This window comes from Xanthobacter sediminis (assembly GCF_043195015.1).
Classification (GTDB): domain Bacteria; phylum Pseudomonadota; class Alphaproteobacteria; order Rhizobiales; family Xanthobacteraceae; genus Xanthobacter.
In genome coordinates this window covers 48,228-66,220 of the sequence record NZ_JBAFWH010000013.1, presented here as the reverse complement: position 1 = coordinate 66,220, position 17,993 = coordinate 48,228, and the positions used below count along the sequence as shown (strand labels likewise).

Below are 17,993 nucleotides of genomic sequence, written 5' to 3'. Positions count from 1 at the left end.
GCGCCTGCCCGCCTCCGCCCCGCCCGCATCGCGGCTCGGCGGACCTGTGGGACGGACCGCGGCCCAGTGCCGGTTGCGGCGGGTGAAGAGTGAGCATGGCCAAGCGCGATTTTTACGAGATTCTCGGTTGCGACCGCGGCGCCGACGAAACGGTGCTCAAGGCCTCCTACCGCAAGCTGGCCATGAAGTGGCACCCGGACCGCAACCAGGACGATGCGGATGCGGAAATCCGCTTCAAGGAGGTCAACGAGGCCTACGAGATCCTCAAGGACCCGCAGAAGCGCGCAGCCTATGACCGCTTCGGCCATGCCGCCTTCGAGAACGGCGGCGGGGCGGGCCCCGGCTTCGGCTCCGATTTCGCCTCCTCCTTCGCAGACATCTTCGACGACCTGTTCGGCGGCGCCATGGGGCGCGGCGGCGGCGGTGGCGCGCGCTCCGGCCAGGCGCGCGGGCGCGGGGCGGACCTGCGCTACAATATGGAGATCACGCTGGAGGAGGCGTTCTCCGGCAAGGCCGCGCAGATCAAGATTCCCACCTCCATCACCTGCGAGGCGTGCAACGGCTCCGGCGCCAAGCCGGGCACCGCGCCCAAGGCCTGCCGCACCTGCGGCGGCGCCGGCAAGATCCGCCATGCCCAGGGCTTCTTCACCCTGGAGCGCACCTGCCCGAGCTGCCAGGGGCGCGGTTCCGTCATCGAGGACCCGTGCGGCGCCTGCGGCGGCGCGGGCCGCGTGACGCGCGAGCGCACGCTCTCGGTGCAGATCCCGGCCGGCGTCGAGGACGGCACCCGCATCCGCCTCGGCGGCGAGGGTGAGGCCGGCGTGCGCGGCGGGCCGGCGGGCGATCTCTACATCTTCCTCTCGCTGGAGCCGCACCCCTTCTTCCAGCGCGAGGGGGCGGACCTCTACTGCCGCGTGCCCATCTCCATGGTCACGGCCGCCCTCGGCGGGCAGGTGGAGGTGCCCACCATCGACGGCGACAAGACCAAGGTGAAGATCCCCGAGGGCACCCAGTCGCAGAAACGTTTCCGTCTCACCGGCAAGGGCATGCCCATCCTGCGCACGCGCAACTTCGGCGACATGTATGTGCAGGTGGTGGTGGAAACCCCGCAGAAGCTCACCAAGCGCCAGAAGGAGCTGCTCGCGGAGTTCGACCAGGAGTGCTCGGGCGAGACCCACCCGGAGTCCACCGGCTTCTTCGCCAAGGTGAAGGAGTTCTTCCAGGGCGCGACCGGCAGCGCCACCGGAACCACCGGCGAGGGCGCCTGAGCGCCTGTCAGGCCCGGCGCCGGGCGCGCCGGGCTTCGTCCATGGAGAGGGCGATCCCCTCCGCGTAGGACGTCTTGCGGATCGGCCCGATGCGCGCTTCGAGCGCGGTATCGTCGAAGATGACCGGGTCACTCACCAGGTAGTGCATCTCCACCAGCTCGCGCATCACGGGGTCGAACAGCCCGGCGAGGCGCAGCATGGTCTTGTTCGCCACGAACAGGCTGGGGTTGCGCCGCGCCAGCATGAATGCCTGCTCGGCGACTGCCCGCACTGTGATGGTCCCCGCCCCGCCGAGGTTGTAGGCGGGAGCGAGCGCGCCCCCGGTTTCCAGCAGCGCGCGCACCACCGGCCCCACGTCCGGCACGAAGACGAATTCATGGGGGCGGTCGATGGGCCCCACCACCTTGGCCCGGCGTCCGCTCGCGGCGGCGGCGAAGATATCGGCGAGGAAGCTGCGTTCCACCCCCGGCCCGTAGAAATCCGGCAGGCGCAGGATGGTGGTGGCGATGCGGCCGCGCGCGCCCGCCTCCATCACCAGATCCTCCTGTTCCCTGCGCATGCGCCCCTTGAAGGTGTGCGGCTCGCGCGGGTGGTTCTCGTCCACCCGCGCCGCGCGCGGACGTCCGAAGGGATAGGCGGTGCCGATGAGCAGCAGCCGGCGCACGCCCTCCGCCTCCGCCGCCTCCAGCGTGCGGCGCATCAGCTCGGGGTGGAGGTGGAAGGAGTCGTAGGGCACGCCCACGAGGTAGACGAGCGTGTCCATGCCGCGCACGGCGGCGCGGATGCCGGCCACGTCGGCGGGGTCCCAGGCCCGTGCCTCGGCGCCGGTGAAGCTGCCGAAGCGGGCGGCGAGGGCGGAAGCATCGCGGCCCACCGCGACGAAGGGCGTGCCGGCGGCGGACAGGGCCGCGGCGATGCTGGCGCCGATGGCTCCGGTGGCGCCCAGAAGGGCGGTGCGCGCGAGAGGGGCGGGAGCATCGGCTTGCATGAGGGCGGCGGCAGGCATAAACAGGCTCCTGAACAACGTTCACTGAACACTGTTCATAATATGAACGGCGTTCAAGTCAAGCTGCCCGAGGAGCCTTTTGTGAAGGAGAGCCTGCCGAAGGAGCCGGCGGCAAACGAAGCCCTGCCGAGCGAGCTTCCTGCGTGCGACCCGGCGGTAACGTGCCTGAGCCCGCGCGCCCGGCGTAAGGAAGACGCGCGTGCGCGTATCCTGGCGGCGGCGCGGCATATCGTGCTGGAGGAGGGGTTTCCTGCACTTACCATGCGGCGCATCGCCACCGAGGTGGGTTATTCGCCGGCGGCGCTCTACCTGCACTTCGAAAATCGGGAGGCCATCGCCCGCGAGCTGGGCGGGGCTGGCATGCGCTCCCTTCATGCCCGGCTCGAGCGCGCGGCGGCGGAGAAGGACCCGCTGGCGCGGCTCGGGGCGCTGGGGCGGGCCTATATCGCCTTCGGTCGCGAGGAGCCGGAAACCTACCGCCTGATCTTCATGGAGCCCGGTTTCGCGGCCAGCGCTCTCGGCGGCAAGGACGAGGCGGGGGCTTCCGCCTTCGCGCTTCTGGCTGGGGTGTTCGGTGAGCTGGCCGCGGCGGGACGCCTGCGCGCGGAAAGCGACGTGGCGGCGCTCACCATCAACCTGTGGGTGCTGCTGCACGGCATCGTCAGCCTCCGCCTCACCTGCTCGGCTTTCCTGCATCTGCCGGAGGAGCAGCTCCTGGAATCGGCGCTCGACAGCCTGCTTCATGGGGTGCTGCGCCGCGGGAGCCAGCCTTGACCATTGCCCCTTTCCCGTCTAATCGCCTGACATTCCTTCGATGACCGGGCGCCAGAGGTGCCACTGATGCTGCATTCCCGAGAGCCGCGCAAAACCGCCTTCAAGCCGGGACTGGACGGGGTACGCTTCCTGCAGTCGTGGTTTCGCAACCCGCTGAAGACCGGTGCGGTCTCCCCCTCCAGCCCCGGCCTCGCCAAGATGATGGTGAGCTATCTCGATCCCCGCCAGGACGGCCCGGTGATCGAACTCGGGCCGGGCACGGGGCCGGTCACCAAGGCGCTGCTCGCGCGCGGGTTCGCTCCCGAGCGGCTGTTCCTGATCGAGTACAATCCCGAGTTCTGCGCCCTGCTGCGCCGCCGCTACCCTGGCGTCACGGTCATTCACGGCGATGCCTACGCCATGCGCAAGACCCTGGGTGACCAGCTCCCCGGCAAGGCGGTGGGCACCATTTCCTCGCTGCCGCTGTTCACCATGCCCCAGCCCGAGCGCCACCGGATGGTCAACGAGGCGTTCGACCTTTCAGTGCCCGGCGCGCCCTTCGTCCAGTTCACCTATGCGGTGGTCACTCCCGTGCCGCTGGTGCCGGGGCGGATCGAGGGCAAGGTTTCGCCGCGGGTGTGGATGAACATCCCGCCGGCGCGCGTGTGGGTCTATCACCGGCCCTGAGGCCATGCGCGCCGGATTTCCGGCGTGGCACCTTGCCTCCCGCCGTTTCGGCGGCTACGCCTCCTGAAGCCGGTAGAAGGATCGGGCGACGCGGCGGCGTCCCGCCGCGCGGGGCCCGCCGGCGCCATTGAGGAGAGGCCATGAGCGCAGCGCTTTCAGGCGAGGATCAGCAGGGCGGCGGGGCCGGCCTCGCCGCGGCGCGCGAGCGCCTCATCGTGGCCCTCGACTATGCCAACGTGGGCGCCGCCGAAGCGCTGGTGTGGCAGCTCGGCGACGACGTCTCCTTCTACAAGATCGGGCTGGAGCTCACCATCGCCGGCGGGCTCGATCTCGCCGCCGACCTCATCGGCTCCGGCAAGAAAGTGTTCCTGGACCTGAAGCTGCACGACATCGGCAATACGGTGGAGCGCGCGACCGCTGCCGCCGCCGCGCGCGGCATCAGCCTCCTCACTGTTCACGCCTATCCGCAGACGCTGGCCGCCGCTGCCCGCGGGGCCGCCGGCAGCCCGCTGAAGGTGTTGGGCGTGACCGTTCTCACCTCCTATGACGACGCCGACCTCGCCGCCGCCGGCTATGCCGCCGGCGTGAGCGAGACCGTGCGCCGCCGCGCGGGTGACGCGCGCGCGGCCGGGGTAGCCGGCGTCATCTGCGCGCCTACAGATGCGGCCATGGTGCGCTCCGTGCTCGGGCCCGACGGCCTCGTCGTCACGCCGGGCGTGCGCCCGCGCGGGGCTGCCGTGGGCGACCAGAAGCGTATCGCGAGCCCGGCCGAGGCGGTGGCCGCCGGGGCGGACATGATCGTGGTCGGACGGCCGATCATCGCCGCGCCCGATCCGCGGGAAGCGGCGGTGCAGATCCTGTCCGAGCTCGCCGGGGCGTGATGAGGGAGAGGGGGCTAGGCATGGCCAAGGGATATTGGTTCATCAATGTGGACGTGATCGACCCGGTCGATTTCATCACTTATGCCCACGCCAACGTGACCTTCCTGGCCGGGCACAAGGCCCGGTTCCTGGTCGCGGGCGGCGATTTCGAGCACATGGAGGGCATCAAGCGCCACCGCAACGTGCTGGTGGAATGGCCCTCCTACGAGGAGGCGCTCGACGCCTACCGCTCTCCGGAATACCAGCGCGTCGCCGCGCTGCGGGGCGATTGCGCCATCACCGACCTCGCGATCGTCGAAGGCTATGACGGCGAGCAGCCGGGCGCCGAGCCGCCCGCCGAAAGCACCCCCCAGTTTCCCCGCGGCTACTGGATGGTGCGCATGGACGTGACCGACCCGGCCGCCTACGAGGCCTATCGCACCGCCAACGTGAAGGCGCTGGCCGAATTCGGCGGCTGGTTCCTGGCGCGCGGCGGCCGCAGCACCGTGGTCGAGGGCAAGGGGCGCTCTCAATACATTGTCATCGCCTTCCCCGACCTCGCCAGCGCGAAGGCGTGCTACCACTCCTTCGCCTATCAGCAGGCCTTCGCCCGCCGGAAGCTGGCGGCCGAGGGCGACCTCATCATCATTTCCGGCCATGCCGGCAAGCAGCCTTCGCTGTGAGCGTGCCGGCATTTTTCCTGGGAGCATGCCCGTGAGCGACCTGCGCATTGTCATCGCCGGAGCGGGCGGCCGCATGGGCCGCGCCCTGGTCAAGGCCATCAGCGAGCAGAAGGGGCTGGCGTTGGCCGGCGGCCTTGAGCACGCCGGCAGCGACCATATCGGTGCCGACCTGGGGGTGGTGGCGGGCCTGCCCGCCCTCGGCCTTCCGGTGGCGAGCGATGCCGAAGGCCTCGCCGCTGCGCTTGCCCATGCCGATGTGGTGGTGGATTTTTCCTCCCCCGCCGCCTCCGTGCGGCTCGCCGGCGCGGCGGCCCAGGCGGGGGTGGCCATGGTGATCGGTACCACCGGCTTTTCCGCCGCCGACCAGGCGGTGCTGGTGGAGGCCGCGCGGCGCATTCCGGTGGTGAAGTCCGGCAACATGAGTCTCGGCGTCAACCTGTTGGCGGCGCTCACCCGGCGGGTGGCGGCCACCCTCGACGAGAGCTTTGACATCGAGATCCTGGAGATGCACCACAACAAGAAGGTGGATGCTCCTTCCGGCACGGCTCTGCTGCTGGGCGAGGCCGCGGCCGCGGGCCGCCAGCGCGATCTCGACGCATGGTCCGAACGCGGCCGCGACGGGCAGACCGGCGCGCGCAAGAGCGGAGCCATCGGCTTCGCCAGCCTGCGCGGCGGCTCGGTGGTGGGCGAGCACGCGGTCATCTTCGCGGGGCCCGCCGAGCGCATCGAGCTGGTTCACAAGGCTGAGGATCGCATGATCTTCGCCCACGGCGCGCTGGTGGCGGCGCGCTGGGTGAAGGGACGCGCGCCGGGCCTTTATTCCATGGCCGACGTGCTCGGCCTTTCCGACTTCTGAACGCCTTCGGAGCTTTTGATGTCCGACCGTATCCTCGTGCTCGTCCGCCACGGACAGAGCGAGTGGAATCTCAAGAACCTGTTCACCGGCTGGCGCGATCCGGCGCTGACCGAGCAGGGCGTAATGGAAGCCAAGCGCGCCGGCGCCCTGCTCAAGGCGCAGGGCCTCGTGTTCGACGCCGCCTTCACCTCCGGCCTCACCCGCGCCCAGACCACCTGCGCCCTCATCCTGGGGGAGATGGGCCAGGGCGCGCTGGAGCCGGTGCGGAACCTCGCCCTCAACGAGCGCGACTATGGCGACCTCTCCGGCCTCAACAAGGACGACGCCCGCGCCAAGTGGGGCGAGGAGCAGGTGCGTGCCTGGCGCCGCTCCTACGACGTGCCCCCGCCCGGCGGCGAGAGCCTGCGCGACACGGTGGCCCGCGTGCTGCCTTATTACGTGCAGGAGATCCTGCCGAGCGTGCTGCGCGGCAACCGCACCCTGGTGACCGCCCATGGCAATTCGCTGCGCGCCCTCATCATGGTGCTGGAGCGGCACACGCCCGACAGCATCCTGAAGCGTGAGCTCGCCACCGGCGCGCCCATCGTCTACCGCCTCAACGCCGATTCCACGGTGGCCGAGAAGCAGGACCTCGTGGCCGCCTGAGGCCCGGGCGCGTTTCGCTGTCATGGTCATGTGCGTCCCCGCGCCTGCGTCAGGCGCGGGGACGTTTTCATTTCGGCCTCCCGTATCGCCGCCGGATGCCCTGACGGGGCTCAGTCGAGCGGCGGCGGGGAAGGATGGGTCCAGGTGGCGGGCCGGGGTTGCGGGCCGTCCGCCGGGGCGGCCCCCGCGGATGCGGCGACCGGGGGCGGGTAGCGGGCGGCGAGCGCCTCCGCCCGGCGCGTGTTGGCGCCAATGAGGCACAGGGCCCGCTCCTCGAAATTGCCGATCCCGCGCCGGCCCTCGAAGGGGGCGACGCTCTGGCAGTCGAAGTTGCGGTAGAGGCGAAAGCGCGACTGGGCCTCCTCCAGCAGGTCCTTCCAGCGGTTGCGCTGCACCGGGGCGAGATCCGAGCGCGCATCAATGGCGCGCAGGGCGCTTGCCATGCCAGCTTCCAGCGCCTGTTCACTGGCACGGATGGTTTCATGCAGGCAGCGGCTGCGCTGGTCCGCGGGAACGGCATCAGGCGGGCAGGGGCCGGCCGGCACGGCGGAGGAGGGCGTGGCTTCCGAAGAGGGGGGCGCCTCGGTCTCCAGCCCCACCGGCGCGGCCTGCCGGGCGATGACGCCGGGCGCCAGGGCGGGCGCTGGGCCAGTCGCCACCGGTGATCGCAGCGCAAGCGCCAGGAGCGGGCACGCCGCCAGGGCGATGGCGCCGAGGCCCAGGGCCCACCGCCGCCTTCCGCGCATGGCCCGGCGCCGGCCGGCGCTCTCGTCCATCGCAGCCCCGCTCATCGCGCCGCCAGTTCGGGGCCGGACGGCCCCAGCCACCGCTGCCATGTGGGGCCGGACAAGGGGAAGCAGGGCGGATGGTGCACGGCTTGTCCTCCCCCGTCCGGTGACGGCGCGCAGGCGCCGCTGCGGCCGAGCCGCGTGGATAGCATCATCGCGGCCGGGCGGGCGAGGGGGGCGGAGCGGAAACCGGGCGCGGGCACCAATGTGCTCGGCGCCCGTCGTCGTCGGGATCAGGCGGTGGCAAGGGCCGCGCGCGCGTGGCCTCGGATGCGCTCCACCATGGACCTCAGACCGTTGGAGCGCTGGGGCGTCAGGTGCCCTTCGAGCCCGATCTGGCGGAAGATGCCGAGTATGTCGGTTTCCAGGATCTCCTGGGGGCTGTGACCGGAAACGAGGGTGAGCAGCACCGCCACCAGGCCTTTGACGATATGGGCGTCGGAATCCCCCTGGAATTCCAGAACGGTGCCCTTGGGCGTCGTCTTCAGGGCGCCGATGAGCCACACCTGGCTGGCGCAGCCCTGCACCTTGTTGGTCTCGTTGCGCTCGGCTTCGGGGAAGGGCGGCAGCGCCTTGCCCAGCTCGATGACGTGGCGGTAGCGATCTTCCCAATTGTCCAGGAATTCGAAATCGGAGATCAGGTCGTCCTTGGTGGTCATGAAATCGGTCCCTTCGTCCAATGCGCCGGGCCTGTGGATGGTCGAGCAATGGGCGCCGCGGGGCGGCGTGCGATGCAATGCATCATCCAGCATATCGCGATGGCCCCGGCGGGGCAAAAGGAACCTCCGCGCGGCCTGCACCACGCGGCTATGGGAGAGGAGGGAAGGAAGGGCGCCGGACGTGGAGGGCAGGCGCGTCAGCTCGGCCGCTTGGCGGGCACGGGGACGCCCTGGGGCGCGGCCGCCGGCTGCACCTTCTCGCCGCCGCCCCAGCCGGGAGCAAGGTCCTGCGGCGTGAGGGCCTGCCCACTGGCGGCGGGCGCCTCGGCGGCGGGGACGGGGGCGCCCTCGTGCGCGGCCAGGGTGTCGGAGATCCACTTGGCACCCGCCTGCGCCTTCTCCGCGAGATGGGTCACCATCTGCCCGCCCACGGCACAGGCCTCGGGCTGGCGGTCGCAGAAGCCGCGGGCGTCGGCCACCAGGGCCTGCGCCGCGCCAAAGGCGTCGAACACGCTCACATCCTGCCCGCTGGTCCCCTTCAGGCCGAGAGGGAGCAGCAGGAGCACGAGGGAGATCCAGAAGGCCATACGCAGCAGGAAGAACATGGCGCCCTCTTCAGATCATGCGGTCCGATCCTATCGCCCGGCCGGCGGGCCGGAGCGGCGGAAGGCCGCCTCGCGGTCCCTTTCGTGCCCGATGCCGCACGCATGGCGAACATACCACCGCGCAGGCGGCCCGTGGCCCTTCGCGCCCCACGTCTTTTCAAGACATCGTTAACGCTCGGCCCGGCCGGCGCATCCGGGCTTAGCGTTCGCTTAAAGCCTCGCGTGCCAGAGTGCGTCCATTCCACGACACAACGGGGGGCCGTTCGCTCCCCTGCCGGCGGTTGAGAGGAACATGGTGCGGCCACGCGGTTTCGAGGGGTTTGGCGATATCGCTTTCGCGCCTGCCGCCGCGTCGCAGGCCGAGGCCGAGGGCCTGCCGCGCCTTGCGGTGCTCGGGCGGGTGATGGCGGTGGTGCTGGGCGTGCTCGGGACCGTGGCGCTGGCGAGCGCGGGCGTCGTGCTCGTCGCCCAGACCGCGGGCTTGTTCGCGGGCGAGCCGGGCGATGCCCTCTCCCTGCTGGCGGCGGGGCTCCTGTGCGGGGCGCTCGCGGCCATGGCGGCGGGCGTGGCGCGCGCCGCGCGCGGCGTTTCCGCGGCCGAGCTCAACGCCGGCGCGGTGCTGGTGAGCCTGCACGATGCCCAGGGCGACCTGGTGCGCGTGGAAAGCCAGAGCGGCGCATTCGCCCACACCCCGCGCGAGGCGCTGAAGGGGCCGGGCCTGTTCGGGCGGGTTCTGGTGGCGGACCGGCCGGCCTTCATGTCCGCGGTGCGGGTGGCGGCGCAGGAGCGCCGGCCCGTGGCCTGCGATGTGCGCCTGTGCTGCGCGGCCGAGGCCGCCGGCAGCGCCTTCCTGCCGCTGGAGCTGCGCTGCCTGCCGGCCCCCGAGGGCCGGGCGCGGCTCATCTGGCGGGAGATGAAGGTTTCCTCCCAGAAGGTGGAGGAGGAGGCCCGCGCCCGCGCCGACGCGGAGGAGGCGAACGCCGCCAAGAGCCGCTTCCTCGCCGCCATGAGCCACGAGCTGCGCACGCCCCTCAACGCCATCCTCGGCTTCTCCGAGCTGCTGGCGACCGACACCGGCGCGCCCCTCGACGAGGCGCGCAAGGCGGAATACGCGCGCATCATCCACGAGAGCGGCCAGCATCTGCTGGGGCTCGTCAACGACATCCTCGACCTCTCACGTGTCGAGGCCGGCGCCTATGCGCTGGAGCCGGAGTCCATCGACATGGCCGAGCTGGTGGCCGGTTGCGGCGAGATGGTGGGTCTCGACGCCGCGCGCAAGAGCGTGGCAGTGCGCACCCTGGTGGCCCCGGCGCTGCCGCAGGTGCGCGCCGACCGCCGCGCGCTGCGGCAGATCGTGCTCAATCTCCTGTCCAACGCCGTGAAGTTCACGCCCGAGGGCGGGCGGGTGCAGCTCACCGCCCGCCGCCGCGAGGGGCGCCTGTCGCTCCGCGTGCGCGACACCGGACCCGGCATGCGGCCGGAGGACGTGGCCCGCCTGGGCGAGCCCTTCTTCCAGACCGGCGAGGTGGCGCAGCGCGCCCGCGGCAGCGGCCTTGGCCTCGCGGTGGTGAAGGGGCTCGTGAAGCTGCATGACGGCACCTTCCGGGTGGACAGCGCGCCCGGACGGGGCACCACCGTCACCGTGACACTGCCGCTCGCGCCCGCCGGCGCCGCGGCCCAAGACCCCGCGCGCGGCGAGGGGCGGGAGGGGGAGGTGGTCGCCGCCTTCCCCGTGCGCCGCGCCGCCGAGTCCCGCGCCAGGAGGATGGCATGAAGCTCGATACCGCGCCGGCGCTTTCCGCCGCTCCTTCCCTCGGCGCCGCCTCCGGGCTGTTCGCGGCGCCGCCGCCGCGCGGCGGCAACCGGCTGCGGGTACTCGATGTCCTGGTGGCGGCGGTGGTGGTGGCGGCCGGCGGTGCCGTGGCGGCGAACGCCCTGCTGATGCAGGCGCCGCCGCAGCATGCCGCCCTCACGGCGCCGGGTGTGGCCGGTGCCGCCGCTGGTGGCGACAAGGGCAAGGCGGTGCACAGCACCTCCATCCCCCTCTCGGCACCGCTGCCGCAGGCGAACCCCGGCCCCCGCGGTGCCGGCGGCGAGACCAACGGCGCGCTGGGCTACCTCGCCTCCAAGACTTCCGTCACCGGAATGACCACCCAGCTCAAGCCCGTGAGCGCGGACGAGGCAGCGGCCGGTGCCATCGCCGCGCCGCGGCCGGTCTCGAGCCTGCGCCCGCCGCTGAAGGTTGGCCCGCTCGCCGCCACCGGCCCCATGACGGTGCCCGGCTCCGCCGATGCCATCCGCCCGCCGGCGGATGTGCCCGCCTCGGCGCGGGTGGCGGCCGTGCAGCGCGCGCTCTCGAAGCTCGGCTACGGCCCGCTCAAGGCCACCGGCGCGCTGAGCCTGGAGACGCGCGAGACCATCCGACGTTTCGAGCGCGACCGACGGCTGCCTGTGGACGGCGAGGTGAGCGAGGCCCTGGTGCGCGAGCTCAGCCTCATCTCCGGCCTTGCGATCAACTGAGCCATGCGTCTCAAGAGCGGCATCTTCGTTTCCGCCTTGCTGCGGCGTGCCCAGGTGGAGGGCGCGTTCGGCGTGATCGCGCGGCGCGGCGTCGAGGAGGCGGGCGCGGTATTCGTGAAGGTCACGCCCATGGACGGCACCGCCGCCCTCTACGGGCCCGCGCCCCAGACCGCCTTCGACGAGGCCATGCCCGCCGATCGCCTGTTCCGCGTGCTGGTGCCGCCCGGCAGCCCCGAGGCGGAGGCCGACGCGCGCATGGTCAAAGAGATTCGTTTCGACCCGGATCTCTGGCTGGTGGAGATCGAGGACCGCCAGGGCCGCCATTTCCTGGATCTCATGACGCCGTGAGGACGCTTTCGTCCTTGATCGCTATGCGGCTCCGGCTGGCGTCTGCAGGCTGATTCATGCCTGCGAGCCATGCGTCCGGATCTTCGACGGAGCCGCCGCAGGGGGATTGTTAACGAGCCGTTAAGCTTCGTGAAACCATAAGGGCGCGATCGACGTTGTGGTCATGGCTGTCGCACTGGAGGACCAGGGGCATGAGCACTGTCATAGCGTTTCCCTCGGCGCGGGACATGGCGGCGCGGGCCGCCACCGTAGGCCGAAGGGAAGAACTCTCCGGACCGAAGATCGTCATCCTGCCGGTGGTGCGGATTGAGCGCCACGCCGATGTTCCCGGCAATGCGCCACGGCCGGCGGGAGCCGGCGTACCGGTATGCCTCGATCTCGTCCGCTCCACTCGCGCGCCGCGCGGGGCGGGACCGGCCGGCCGCCGCCACTGAGACGTCGCCGGCGTGCCGGCACGGACGGGCGGCTGCGTGCATGAACGGGGCCGAGAGCGACGCATGGCGCGGCCGCGCGGGCGCGGCGCCTGTCGGCATAGGATCATTCCGCAGAGACATCACGCCGGGAGGCATCCCCCGCGGAGGCATTAGCCGGCCGGGGCGCAGCTCGCGGCTTCGAGCTGCCGGCGCACCATCTCGCGCATGCCGCGCTGGGGCACATGGGCCCGCACCAGCACGATGCCTTCCTCGGAGGGCGATTCGATCACCAGCCGGTCCGCCGCCGTGATTTCCTCGTCCTCGGGCAGGGCGGCTTTCTGGTCGGCGTTCATGAGGTCGAGCTCGATCACCTTGCCCGCGGCCTGGTCGGAGAGAGCGTAGAAGGCGAGCCCCTGGTCCGTATAGAAGGACACGGAGGTATAATCTGCCGTGGCCGGCACCCGCACCTTCAGCGGCTTGTCGTTGAGATCGTAGAGGCACACGGCAGAGATGAAGGCCGGGTCCTGCATGGGCAGAGCCGCCGCGCTGGGCGAGGGATCCGCCAGCAGTTTCATCTCATTGCTGTCGGCGATCTCGGACAGGCGCGCGAAGGCGTTGTTTTCCGCCAGCGACGGCATGGCGAGGATGGACACGATGTGCGCGATGCCCGCCAGCACCAGCGCCATGGCGATGGGCAGCAGCAGCCCCGCCGGCCACAGCCAGTTGACGCGCGCCAGCTGACGGGCGAGCCAGCCGCGGTTGCGCCGGCCCGCCGGGCCGCGCGGGGGCAGGCGCAGGCTGAAGGTATCGAACAGGCTCACGGGCAGGCCTCCTGCGCGATATGCGGCAGCACGGTGGTAGCATCCCCCGCGCCCGACGCGAAGGAGAACGGCGCGTCATAGAGCCGGAGCGCCACCTGCAGCCGTCCGCGCGCGCCCGTGGGCAGCCAGTTGCCCGGCCGCGCGCGGGGGGAAAGGCGCACCTCCAGCGTGCCGTCGGCATTGTAGAGCGCCTCGGCGCTGGTGAGGCCGTAGCGTTCCGCATCGTTGGGAATGAAGCGGCCTTCCTCGTCCATCAGAGAGAGGGTCCACAGCCGCGCCTGGGGCAGCCGGCCGGTGATGCGGGTCTCGCAGCGCCCGTCGATGGGCTGGCCCTTGTCGTCGGTGGTGGCGAGGAAGATGAGGCCATCCGCCAACTCCAGCGGCAGCTCGCCGGAGCGGGCGACGGCGGCGCGGGCATAGGGGTCGGCCTTCACGGTGCCGGAGCGCGGCCAGCCCCTCCAGGGCCCGGCCTCGACCATGTCCAGGCCGCGCGAATGGGTGACCATGAACAGGGTCACCCCCAGCCCGAGCACGATGGCGACGAGAAGGGTGAAGGCGAGAGGCAAAAGGCGCACGGCACCGTTCCGGCTACGCCTCCTTCCGGAGGAGGCACGACGCCCTTAAGTAGAGCACAATCGCGGCGGGGCAAAGGGCGCGCCGCCCGGCGGCCGCCTCCTCACATGTATTGCGACAGGAAGGCGCGGCTTTCCGGCGGCAGCTCCGCGGCGCGGCGGGCGAGCGGGTCGAACAGCACCAGCACGGTGTCGGCCGTGGCGACGCACTTGCCGTCCTGGAACAGCCCCTGGACGATGCCCGCCGAGCTGCGGCCGAGGCTGGACACGCGGGTGCCGATATCCACCGTGCCCGGCCAGATGATCTCGGCTCGGTAGTCCAGCACCAGGCGCACGATCACGAAGGAGAAGCCCTCCGGCGCCGCCCGGTGGCCGGGGCCGATGAGCATCTGCGAGCGGCCGGTCTCCAGGTAACTGGAGAAGACCGCGTTGTTCACGTGGCCCTGCTTGTCGGTGTCGCCGAAGCGGATGGTGTCGAACGACTTCAGGGGGAAGTCGTCGAGCGTGGGCAGCGGAGCCTTCCCGGGCGGGGGCGCGACGGTCATGGGGGCTCCGGCTCAGGGCTTGGGGTTCAGGGCGCGCCAGCCGATGTCGGAACGGTAGAAGCCGTCCGGCCAGTCGATGCGCGCGATGGCGGCGTAGGCGTGCGTCCGCGCTTCGGCCAGGGTGGCGCCGGTGGCCGTGACGTTCAGCACCCGCCCGCCGTTGGAGACGATGTCCGCTCCCTTGCGCCGGGTGCCCGCCTGGAACACCAGCACGTCGTCTCCCGCCGCCCGGTCGAGGCCGGAGATGACGCTGCCGGTCTGGTGCGGGCCGGGATAGCCGCGGCTGGCATAGACGACGGTCATGGCAGAGACGTCGCGCCACGTGGGGGTCACTTCCGCGAGGCGGCCGGTGGCGGTGGCGTGCAGCAGCACCAGGATGTCGCTGGCGAGGCGGGGCATCAGCACCTGGCACTCGGGATCACCGAAGCGGCAATTGTATTCCACCAGCTTCGGCCCGTCCTTGGTGAGCATGAGGCCGGCATAGAGCACGCCGCGATAGGGCGTGCCCGCCGCCGCCATGGCGCGGGCCGTGGGGCGGATGATCTCCTCGATGGCACGGCGCTCCAGCTCGGGGGTGAGCACCGGGGCGGGGGAATAGGCGCCCATGCCGCCGGTGTTGGGGCCGAGGTCGCCGTCGAAGGCGCGCTTGTGGTCCTGGGCGCTGCCGAAGGGCACCACCGTTTCCCCGTCCACGAGGGCGAACAGGCTCGCTTCCTCGCCCTCCATGAACTCCTCGACGAGCACTTCGGTGCCGCCGCCGGAGAACACCTGCTCCACCGCGTCCACCGCGTCGTCCACCGTGAGGGCCACCACGACGCCCTTGCCGGCCATGAGGCCATCGGCCTTCACCACGATGGGCGCGCCCTGCGCCTTCACGTAGGCGGCGGCGGCGGCGGCGTTGTCGAAGCGGGCGAAGGCGGCGGTGGGAATGCCGTTGGCCTTGCAAAGCTCCTTGGTGAAGAGCTTGGAGCCCTCCAGCCGCGCGGCGGCGGCGGTGGGGCCGAAGGCGGGGATGCCGGCGGCCTGGAGGCGATCCACCAGGCCCGCCACCAGCGGCGCCTCGGGGCCCACCACCACGAACTCGATGCCGTGGTCCCGGCACCAGGCGACGAGGGTGTCGTGGGCGGAGAGCGGGATGCCCTCGATCAGCTCCGCGTGCTCGGCGATGCCGGGATTGCCGGGCATGGCATAGAACTGGCCGATCTCGCGGCTCTGCGCCAGCTTCCAGGCGAGCGCATGCTCGCGGCCTCCCGAACCGAGCAGCAGGATGTTCATCGATCCTCCACGCCTTGCGTCTTGTTGTTGGTCGTTGGGGCAGTTCTTCGGGCCCTTGGCTATCGGCTCGGGCGCGCGCATACAAGACCCTCCGCTCTGCGCTCGCCGCATAGGGGCGTGGCGGGCTATGCTCGCGACCCGTATTTCCGGTTGAATGATTCGATGGTCGATGTCCCCGAAGCGCGCGGCAACGCGCCCGAATGGAGCGTGTCCGAGCTCTCCGCCGCCCTCCGGCGCACGGTGGAGGACGCCTACGGCCACGTGCGGGTGCGCGGCGAGATTTCAGGCTATCGCGGGCCGCATTCCTCCGGCCATGCCTATTTCTCGCTGAAGGACGCCGGCGCCCGGCTCGATGCCGTGATCTGGAAGGGCACCTTCCAGCGCCTGCGCGTGCGCCCGGAGGAGGGGCTGGAGGTGGTGGCCATCGGCCGGCTCACCACTTATCCCGGCAAGTCCGGCTACCAGATCGTCATCGAGGCGCTGGAGTTCGCCGGCGCCGGCGCCATCATGGCCATGCTGGAGGAGCGCAAGCGCCGGCTCGCGGCCGAGGGGCTGTTCGACCCCGCCCGCAAGCAGGAGCTGCCGTTCCTGCCGCAGGTGATCGGGGTCGTCACCTCGCCTACCGGCGCGGTGATCCGCGACATCCTGCACCGGCTGGCGGACCGCTTCCCCCGGCGGGTGGTGGTGTGGCCCGTGCGGGTGCAGGGCGAGACCTCCGGCGCGGAGGTGGCCGCCGCCATCCACGGCTTCAATGCCCTGCCGGAGGGCGGGCCGGTGCCGCGGCCCGACGTGATCGTGGTGGCGCGCGGCGGCGGCTCGCTGGAGGACCTGCTCGGCTTCTCCGAGGAGGCGGTGGTGCGGGCGGCGGCGGAAAGCGCCATTCCCCTCGTTTCCGCCGTGGGCCACGAAACGGACGTGACCCTCATCGATTTCGCCGCCGACGTGCGCGCGCCCACCCCCACCGCCGCCGCCGAGATGGTGGTGCCGGTGCGATCCGACCTCGTGGCGGGGGTGGAGGGCCTCGGTGCCCGGCTCGCCGCCGCGCCGGTGCGGATGCTGGAGCGCCGCCGGGCGGACCTGCGGGCCCTCGCGCGCCTGCTGCCCACGGCCGAGGACCTGTTCGCCATTCCCCGCCAGCGGCTCGATGCGGTGGGAGATCGCCTGCCGCGCGCGCTCAAGGCCAATGCGGCAGCTCATCGCCTGCGGCTGCTGGAGGCCGGCGCCCGGCTCTCGCCGCTCACCCTGCGGGGGCGCTTCGAGCGGGCGGGCGAGCGGGTCGAGAATCTCTCCGGCCGGCTGGAGCGGGCGTCCGTGGCGGCGCTGCGGCACGCGCGCGAGCGCCTGCGCGGCGCGGCGCAGGGCTTCGCCATGGCGCGCGGCGCCCACCTGCGCGCCCAGCGGGAGCTGAATGCCCGTCGGGCCGAATGGGTGGCCGCCTTCGGCCTGCGCGCCCGTCGCGCGGTGGAGGGCCGGTTGCGGGAAGAGGGGCGGCGGCTCGACGGCCTTGCCCAGCTCCTCGGTGCCCTGTCCTACCACGGGGTGCTGGAGCGCGGCTTTGCCCTGGTGCGCGATGCGCAGGGGCAGGCGGTGCGCCGCGCCGCCGGGCTCGGGCCCGCCGCGCGCATCGAGATCGAGTTCGCGGACGGACGCGTCGCCGCCGAAACCGTGGGCGGCGCCTCCCGCGCGGAGGTGCCTGCGGCTTCGGCCCCGGATGCTTCCGCCCGCCGCGCCCCGTCCCGCCGGCCGCGCAAGCCGGATCCGGGACCGACCCTGTTCGACTGAGGCGCACCATGGGCCGGACTTCCCAGCCGCAGCCGCCGTCGGGGTGGGCCTCTTTCGCGCGCGGGCGCGCCGCATTATGCTTTCGTCCTCTCTTGAGGACGTTTCGCAAAGTGATGAACCGATTCGAACGCTTCCCCGAACCCATCGGCGAGGCGGAGCTGCGCTATCTCGACGGGGAGTTCCGCATCGTGCGCCCCGGCAGCTTCGTGCGCTGCGCGGTGACGGGCCAGGCCATTCCGCTCGACGACCTGCGCTATTGGAGCGTGGACCTGCAGGAGGCCTATGCCAGCCCCGAGGCCGTGCTGACCCGCATGCAGGAACGCGGCCGCCCCGTGCCTTGAGCGGGGACTTCAGGCGGGCCTGTGCGCCGGGGTCGCACCCGCGCATACGGCGCCATGTCGCGCCAAAAGCCGCGCCCCTGTCTCATGGGTCAAAAGGCTGCGGCATTTGAATAAAACTGAACCGGTATCCCTCGGCCGCTGCTGATGGTGCGGGGCCTCGCGCGCGGATTTTGCAGCATGGGGAGCCCCGCGCGCGTGACGAGCCGGGGCAGCGAGTCTGGCCAGCCATCCGGTGAGGCTGTCTGGCACTGGCGGCGCCCGCGACATGCGGGCGTTCGCGTGCTGGCCGCGGCGTCGCAGCGGACGCCTGTTTCAGCCGTGCCCGCAGGGTTCTTCCAGCGCGGATGAGCGCGCCTCGCGGCGGATCGCCGTTCGACGCCAGGGCGTCACGCGGTGCGCACCCCTCTCCATCTGGATCTGGCGGAGGGCGGGACATTGCCGGATGGCGGCCGGGCGTTCGTGGCCGGAGCGGCGCCTGCGCCGGGGCCCGTCAGATCCCCATCGTTTTCCGCTCCTGCCCGGGGCCCGCCTCGCTGCTTCCCCGAAGACGGGAGGCTTCATGCCTC

Annotated in this window: 21 protein-coding genes; 13 read left to right on the top strand and 8 right to left on the bottom strand. The window is 71.7% G+C overall.

Annotated elements, in window-relative coordinates; translation table 11 throughout:
* The first annotated feature begins 95 nt into the window (after positions 1–95).
* On the top strand, positions 96–1,268 hold the full coding sequence (gene dnaJ, locus V5F61_RS16650; protein ID WP_393989813.1) for a molecular chaperone DnaJ: 1,173 nt from the start codon (positions 96–98) through the stop codon (positions 1,266–1,268).
* Between the two features lie 7 nt (positions 1,269–1,275).
* On the opposite strand, the gene V5F61_RS16645 is transcribed toward dnaJ, so the two are convergent.
* A complete protein-coding gene (locus V5F61_RS16645) occupies positions 1,276–2,274 on the bottom strand; it encodes an NAD-dependent epimerase/dehydratase family protein (RefSeq protein ID WP_393989814.1) in 999 nt (332 codons plus the stop codon).
* Between the two features lie 42 nt (positions 2,275–2,316).
* Here V5F61_RS16645 and V5F61_RS16640 point away from each other — a divergent pair, with 42 nt between their 5' ends.
* The 6 genes from V5F61_RS16640 (at position 2,317) to V5F61_RS16615 (ending at position 6,758) form a co-directional block, all read left to right on the top strand.
* Positions 2,317–3,048, top strand: coding sequence for a TetR/AcrR family transcriptional regulator (locus V5F61_RS16640; RefSeq protein ID WP_393989815.1), 732 nt, complete (start codon positions 2,317–2,319; stop codon positions 3,046–3,048).
* Between the two features lie 66 nt (positions 3,049–3,114).
* On the top strand, positions 3,115–3,714 hold the full coding sequence (locus V5F61_RS16635; protein WP_393989816.1) for a class I SAM-dependent methyltransferase: 600 nt from the start codon (positions 3,115–3,117) through the stop codon (positions 3,712–3,714).
* Between the two features lie 140 nt (positions 3,715–3,854).
* The gene (pyrF, locus tag V5F61_RS16630; protein ID WP_393989817.1) at positions 3,855–4,595 is read left to right on the top strand and encodes an orotidine-5'-phosphate decarboxylase; all 741 of its coding nucleotides are present in this window, start codon (positions 3,855–3,857) and stop codon (positions 4,593–4,595) included.
* A 20-nt stretch (positions 4,596–4,615) separates the two neighbouring features.
* Positions 4,616–5,257, top strand: coding sequence for a DUF1330 domain-containing protein (locus tag V5F61_RS16625; protein WP_393989818.1), 642 nt, complete (start codon positions 4,616–4,618; stop codon positions 5,255–5,257).
* Positions 5,258–5,288: 31 nt separating this feature from the next.
* Positions 5,289–6,113, top strand: coding sequence for a 4-hydroxy-tetrahydrodipicolinate reductase (gene dapB / locus V5F61_RS16620; protein ID WP_393989819.1), 825 nt, complete (start codon positions 5,289–5,291; stop codon positions 6,111–6,113).
* An 18-nt stretch (positions 6,114–6,131) separates the two neighbouring features.
* The gene (locus tag V5F61_RS16615; protein ID WP_393989820.1) at positions 6,132–6,758 is read left to right on the top strand and encodes a 2,3-bisphosphoglycerate-dependent phosphoglycerate mutase; all 627 of its coding nucleotides are present in this window, start codon (positions 6,132–6,134) and stop codon (positions 6,756–6,758) included.
* A gap of 110 nt (positions 6,759–6,868) precedes the next feature.
* Here V5F61_RS16615 and V5F61_RS16610 read toward each other — a convergent pair whose 3' ends face one another.
* From V5F61_RS16610 to V5F61_RS16600, 3 genes are all read right to left on the bottom strand, one after another.
* A complete protein-coding gene (locus V5F61_RS16610; protein ID WP_393989821.1) occupies positions 6,869–7,549 on the bottom strand; it encodes a lysozyme inhibitor LprI family protein in 681 nt (226 codons plus the stop codon).
* A 230-nt stretch (positions 7,550–7,779) separates the two neighbouring features.
* Positions 7,780–8,205 (bottom strand): SufE family protein, encoded by a 426-nt coding sequence (locus tag V5F61_RS16605; RefSeq protein WP_393989822.1) that lies wholly within the window; start codon positions 8,203–8,205, stop codon positions 7,780–7,782.
* A 197-nt stretch (positions 8,206–8,402) separates the two neighbouring features.
* Complete coding sequence (locus V5F61_RS16600; RefSeq protein WP_393989823.1) at positions 8,403–8,810, bottom strand: DUF5330 domain-containing protein; 408 nt, start codon at positions 8,808–8,810, stop codon at positions 8,403–8,405.
* 292 nt (positions 8,811–9,102) lie between these two features.
* Here V5F61_RS16600 and V5F61_RS16595 point away from each other — a divergent pair, with 292 nt between their 5' ends.
* From V5F61_RS16595 to V5F61_RS16580, 4 genes are all read left to right on the top strand, one after another.
* Entirely contained in the window at positions 9,103–10,584 is a 1,482-nt protein-coding gene (locus V5F61_RS16595; RefSeq protein ID WP_393989824.1) for a sensor histidine kinase, read from the top strand.
* A complete protein-coding gene (locus V5F61_RS16590) occupies positions 10,581–11,330 on the top strand; it encodes a peptidoglycan-binding domain-containing protein (protein WP_393989825.1) in 750 nt (249 codons plus the stop codon). Before V5F61_RS16595 ends, V5F61_RS16590 begins: the two co-directional genes overlap by 4 nt.
* A gap of 3 nt (positions 11,331–11,333) precedes the next feature.
* Positions 11,334–11,678 (top strand): DUF1491 family protein, encoded by a 345-nt coding sequence (locus V5F61_RS16585; RefSeq protein ID WP_393989826.1) that lies wholly within the window; start codon positions 11,334–11,336, stop codon positions 11,676–11,678.
* Between the two features lie 191 nt (positions 11,679–11,869).
* Entirely contained in the window at positions 11,870–12,112 is a 243-nt protein-coding gene (locus V5F61_RS16580) for a hypothetical protein (RefSeq protein ID WP_393989827.1), read from the top strand.
* 149 nt (positions 12,113–12,261) lie between these two features.
* On the opposite strand, the gene V5F61_RS16575 is transcribed toward V5F61_RS16580, so the two are convergent.
* The 4 genes from V5F61_RS16575 to purD form a co-directional block, all read right to left on the bottom strand.
* Entirely contained in the window at positions 12,262–12,912 is a 651-nt protein-coding gene (locus V5F61_RS16575; protein ID WP_393989828.1) for a DUF1254 domain-containing protein, read from the bottom strand.
* Positions 12,909–13,487, bottom strand: coding sequence for a DUF1214 domain-containing protein (locus tag V5F61_RS16570; protein ID WP_393989829.1), 579 nt, complete (start codon positions 13,485–13,487; stop codon positions 12,909–12,911). The genes V5F61_RS16575 and V5F61_RS16570 overlap by 4 nt, the downstream gene beginning before the upstream one ends.
* 101 nt (positions 13,488–13,588) lie before the next feature.
* Complete coding sequence (locus V5F61_RS16565; protein ID WP_393989830.1) at positions 13,589–14,029, bottom strand: acyl-CoA thioesterase; 441 nt, start codon at positions 14,027–14,029, stop codon at positions 13,589–13,591.
* A 12-nt stretch (positions 14,030–14,041) separates the two neighbouring features.
* Positions 14,042–15,304: a phosphoribosylamine--glycine ligase gene (gene purD / locus V5F61_RS16560; RefSeq protein ID WP_393989831.1), complete on the bottom strand. Its 1,263-nt coding sequence runs from the start codon at positions 15,302–15,304 to the stop codon at positions 14,042–14,044.
* 162 nt (positions 15,305–15,466) lie between these two features.
* On the opposite strand from purD, the gene xseA reads away from it, so the two are divergent.
* Entirely contained in the window at positions 15,467–17,086 is a 1,620-nt protein-coding gene (gene xseA / locus V5F61_RS16555; protein WP_393989832.1) for an exodeoxyribonuclease VII large subunit, read from the top strand.
* A 113-nt stretch (positions 17,087–17,199) separates the two neighbouring features.
* Positions 17,200–17,427, top strand: coding sequence for a DUF2093 domain-containing protein (locus V5F61_RS16550; RefSeq protein ID WP_393989833.1), 228 nt, complete (start codon positions 17,200–17,202; stop codon positions 17,425–17,427).
* Positions 17,428–17,993: the final 566 nt, after the last annotated feature.

Excerpts from the sequence above, each read along its gene's own strand:
- V5F61_RS16605 (WP_393989822.1), bottom strand. The coding sequence starts at position 8,205 with ATGACCACCAAGGACGACCTGATCTCCGATTTCGAATTCCTGGACAAT.
- V5F61_RS16610 (WP_393989821.1), bottom strand. The coding sequence starts at position 7,549 with ATGAGCGGGGCTGCGATGGACGAGAGCGCCGGCCGGCGCCGGGCCATG.
- V5F61_RS16615 (WP_393989820.1), top strand. The coding sequence starts at position 6,132 with ATGTCCGACCGTATCCTCGTGCTCGTCCGCCACGGACAGAGCGAGTGG.
- V5F61_RS16565 (WP_393989830.1), bottom strand. The coding sequence starts at position 14,029 with ATGACCGTCGCGCCCCCGCCCGGGAAGGCTCCGCTGCCCACGCTCGAC.
- V5F61_RS16595 (WP_393989824.1), top strand. The coding sequence starts at position 9,103 with ATGGTGCGGCCACGCGGTTTCGAGGGGTTTGGCGATATCGCTTTCGCG.
- V5F61_RS16550 (WP_393989833.1), top strand. The coding sequence starts at position 17,200 with ATGAACCGATTCGAACGCTTCCCCGAACCCATCGGCGAGGCGGAGCTG.
- V5F61_RS16645 (WP_393989814.1), bottom strand. The coding sequence starts at position 2,274 with ATGCCTGCCGCCGCCCTCATGCAAGCCGATGCTCCCGCCCCTCTCGCG.
- V5F61_RS16580 (WP_393989827.1), top strand. The coding sequence starts at position 11,870 with ATGAGCACTGTCATAGCGTTTCCCTCGGCGCGGGACATGGCGGCGCGG.
- V5F61_RS16640 (WP_393989815.1), top strand. The coding sequence starts at position 2,317 with ATGAACGGCGTTCAAGTCAAGCTGCCCGAGGAGCCTTTTGTGAAGGAG.
- purD (WP_393989831.1), bottom strand. The coding sequence starts at position 15,304 with ATGAACATCCTGCTGCTCGGTTCGGGAGGCCGCGAGCATGCGCTCGCC.
- V5F61_RS16635 (WP_393989816.1), top strand. The coding sequence starts at position 3,115 with ATGCTGCATTCCCGAGAGCCGCGCAAAACCGCCTTCAAGCCGGGACTG.
- pyrF (WP_393989817.1), top strand. The coding sequence starts at position 3,855 with ATGAGCGCAGCGCTTTCAGGCGAGGATCAGCAGGGCGGCGGGGCCGGC.
- dnaJ (WP_393989813.1), top strand. The coding sequence starts at position 96 with ATGGCCAAGCGCGATTTTTACGAGATTCTCGGTTGCGACCGCGGCGCC.
- V5F61_RS16600 (WP_393989823.1), bottom strand. The coding sequence starts at position 8,810 with ATGTTCTTCCTGCTGCGTATGGCCTTCTGGATCTCCCTCGTGCTCCTG.
- V5F61_RS16585 (WP_393989826.1), top strand. The coding sequence starts at position 11,334 with ATGCGTCTCAAGAGCGGCATCTTCGTTTCCGCCTTGCTGCGGCGTGCC.
- V5F61_RS16590 (WP_393989825.1), top strand. The coding sequence starts at position 10,581 with ATGAAGCTCGATACCGCGCCGGCGCTTTCCGCCGCTCCTTCCCTCGGC.
- V5F61_RS16625 (WP_393989818.1), top strand. The coding sequence starts at position 4,616 with ATGGCCAAGGGATATTGGTTCATCAATGTGGACGTGATCGACCCGGTC.
- xseA (WP_393989832.1), top strand. The coding sequence starts at position 15,467 with ATGGTCGATGTCCCCGAAGCGCGCGGCAACGCGCCCGAATGGAGCGTG.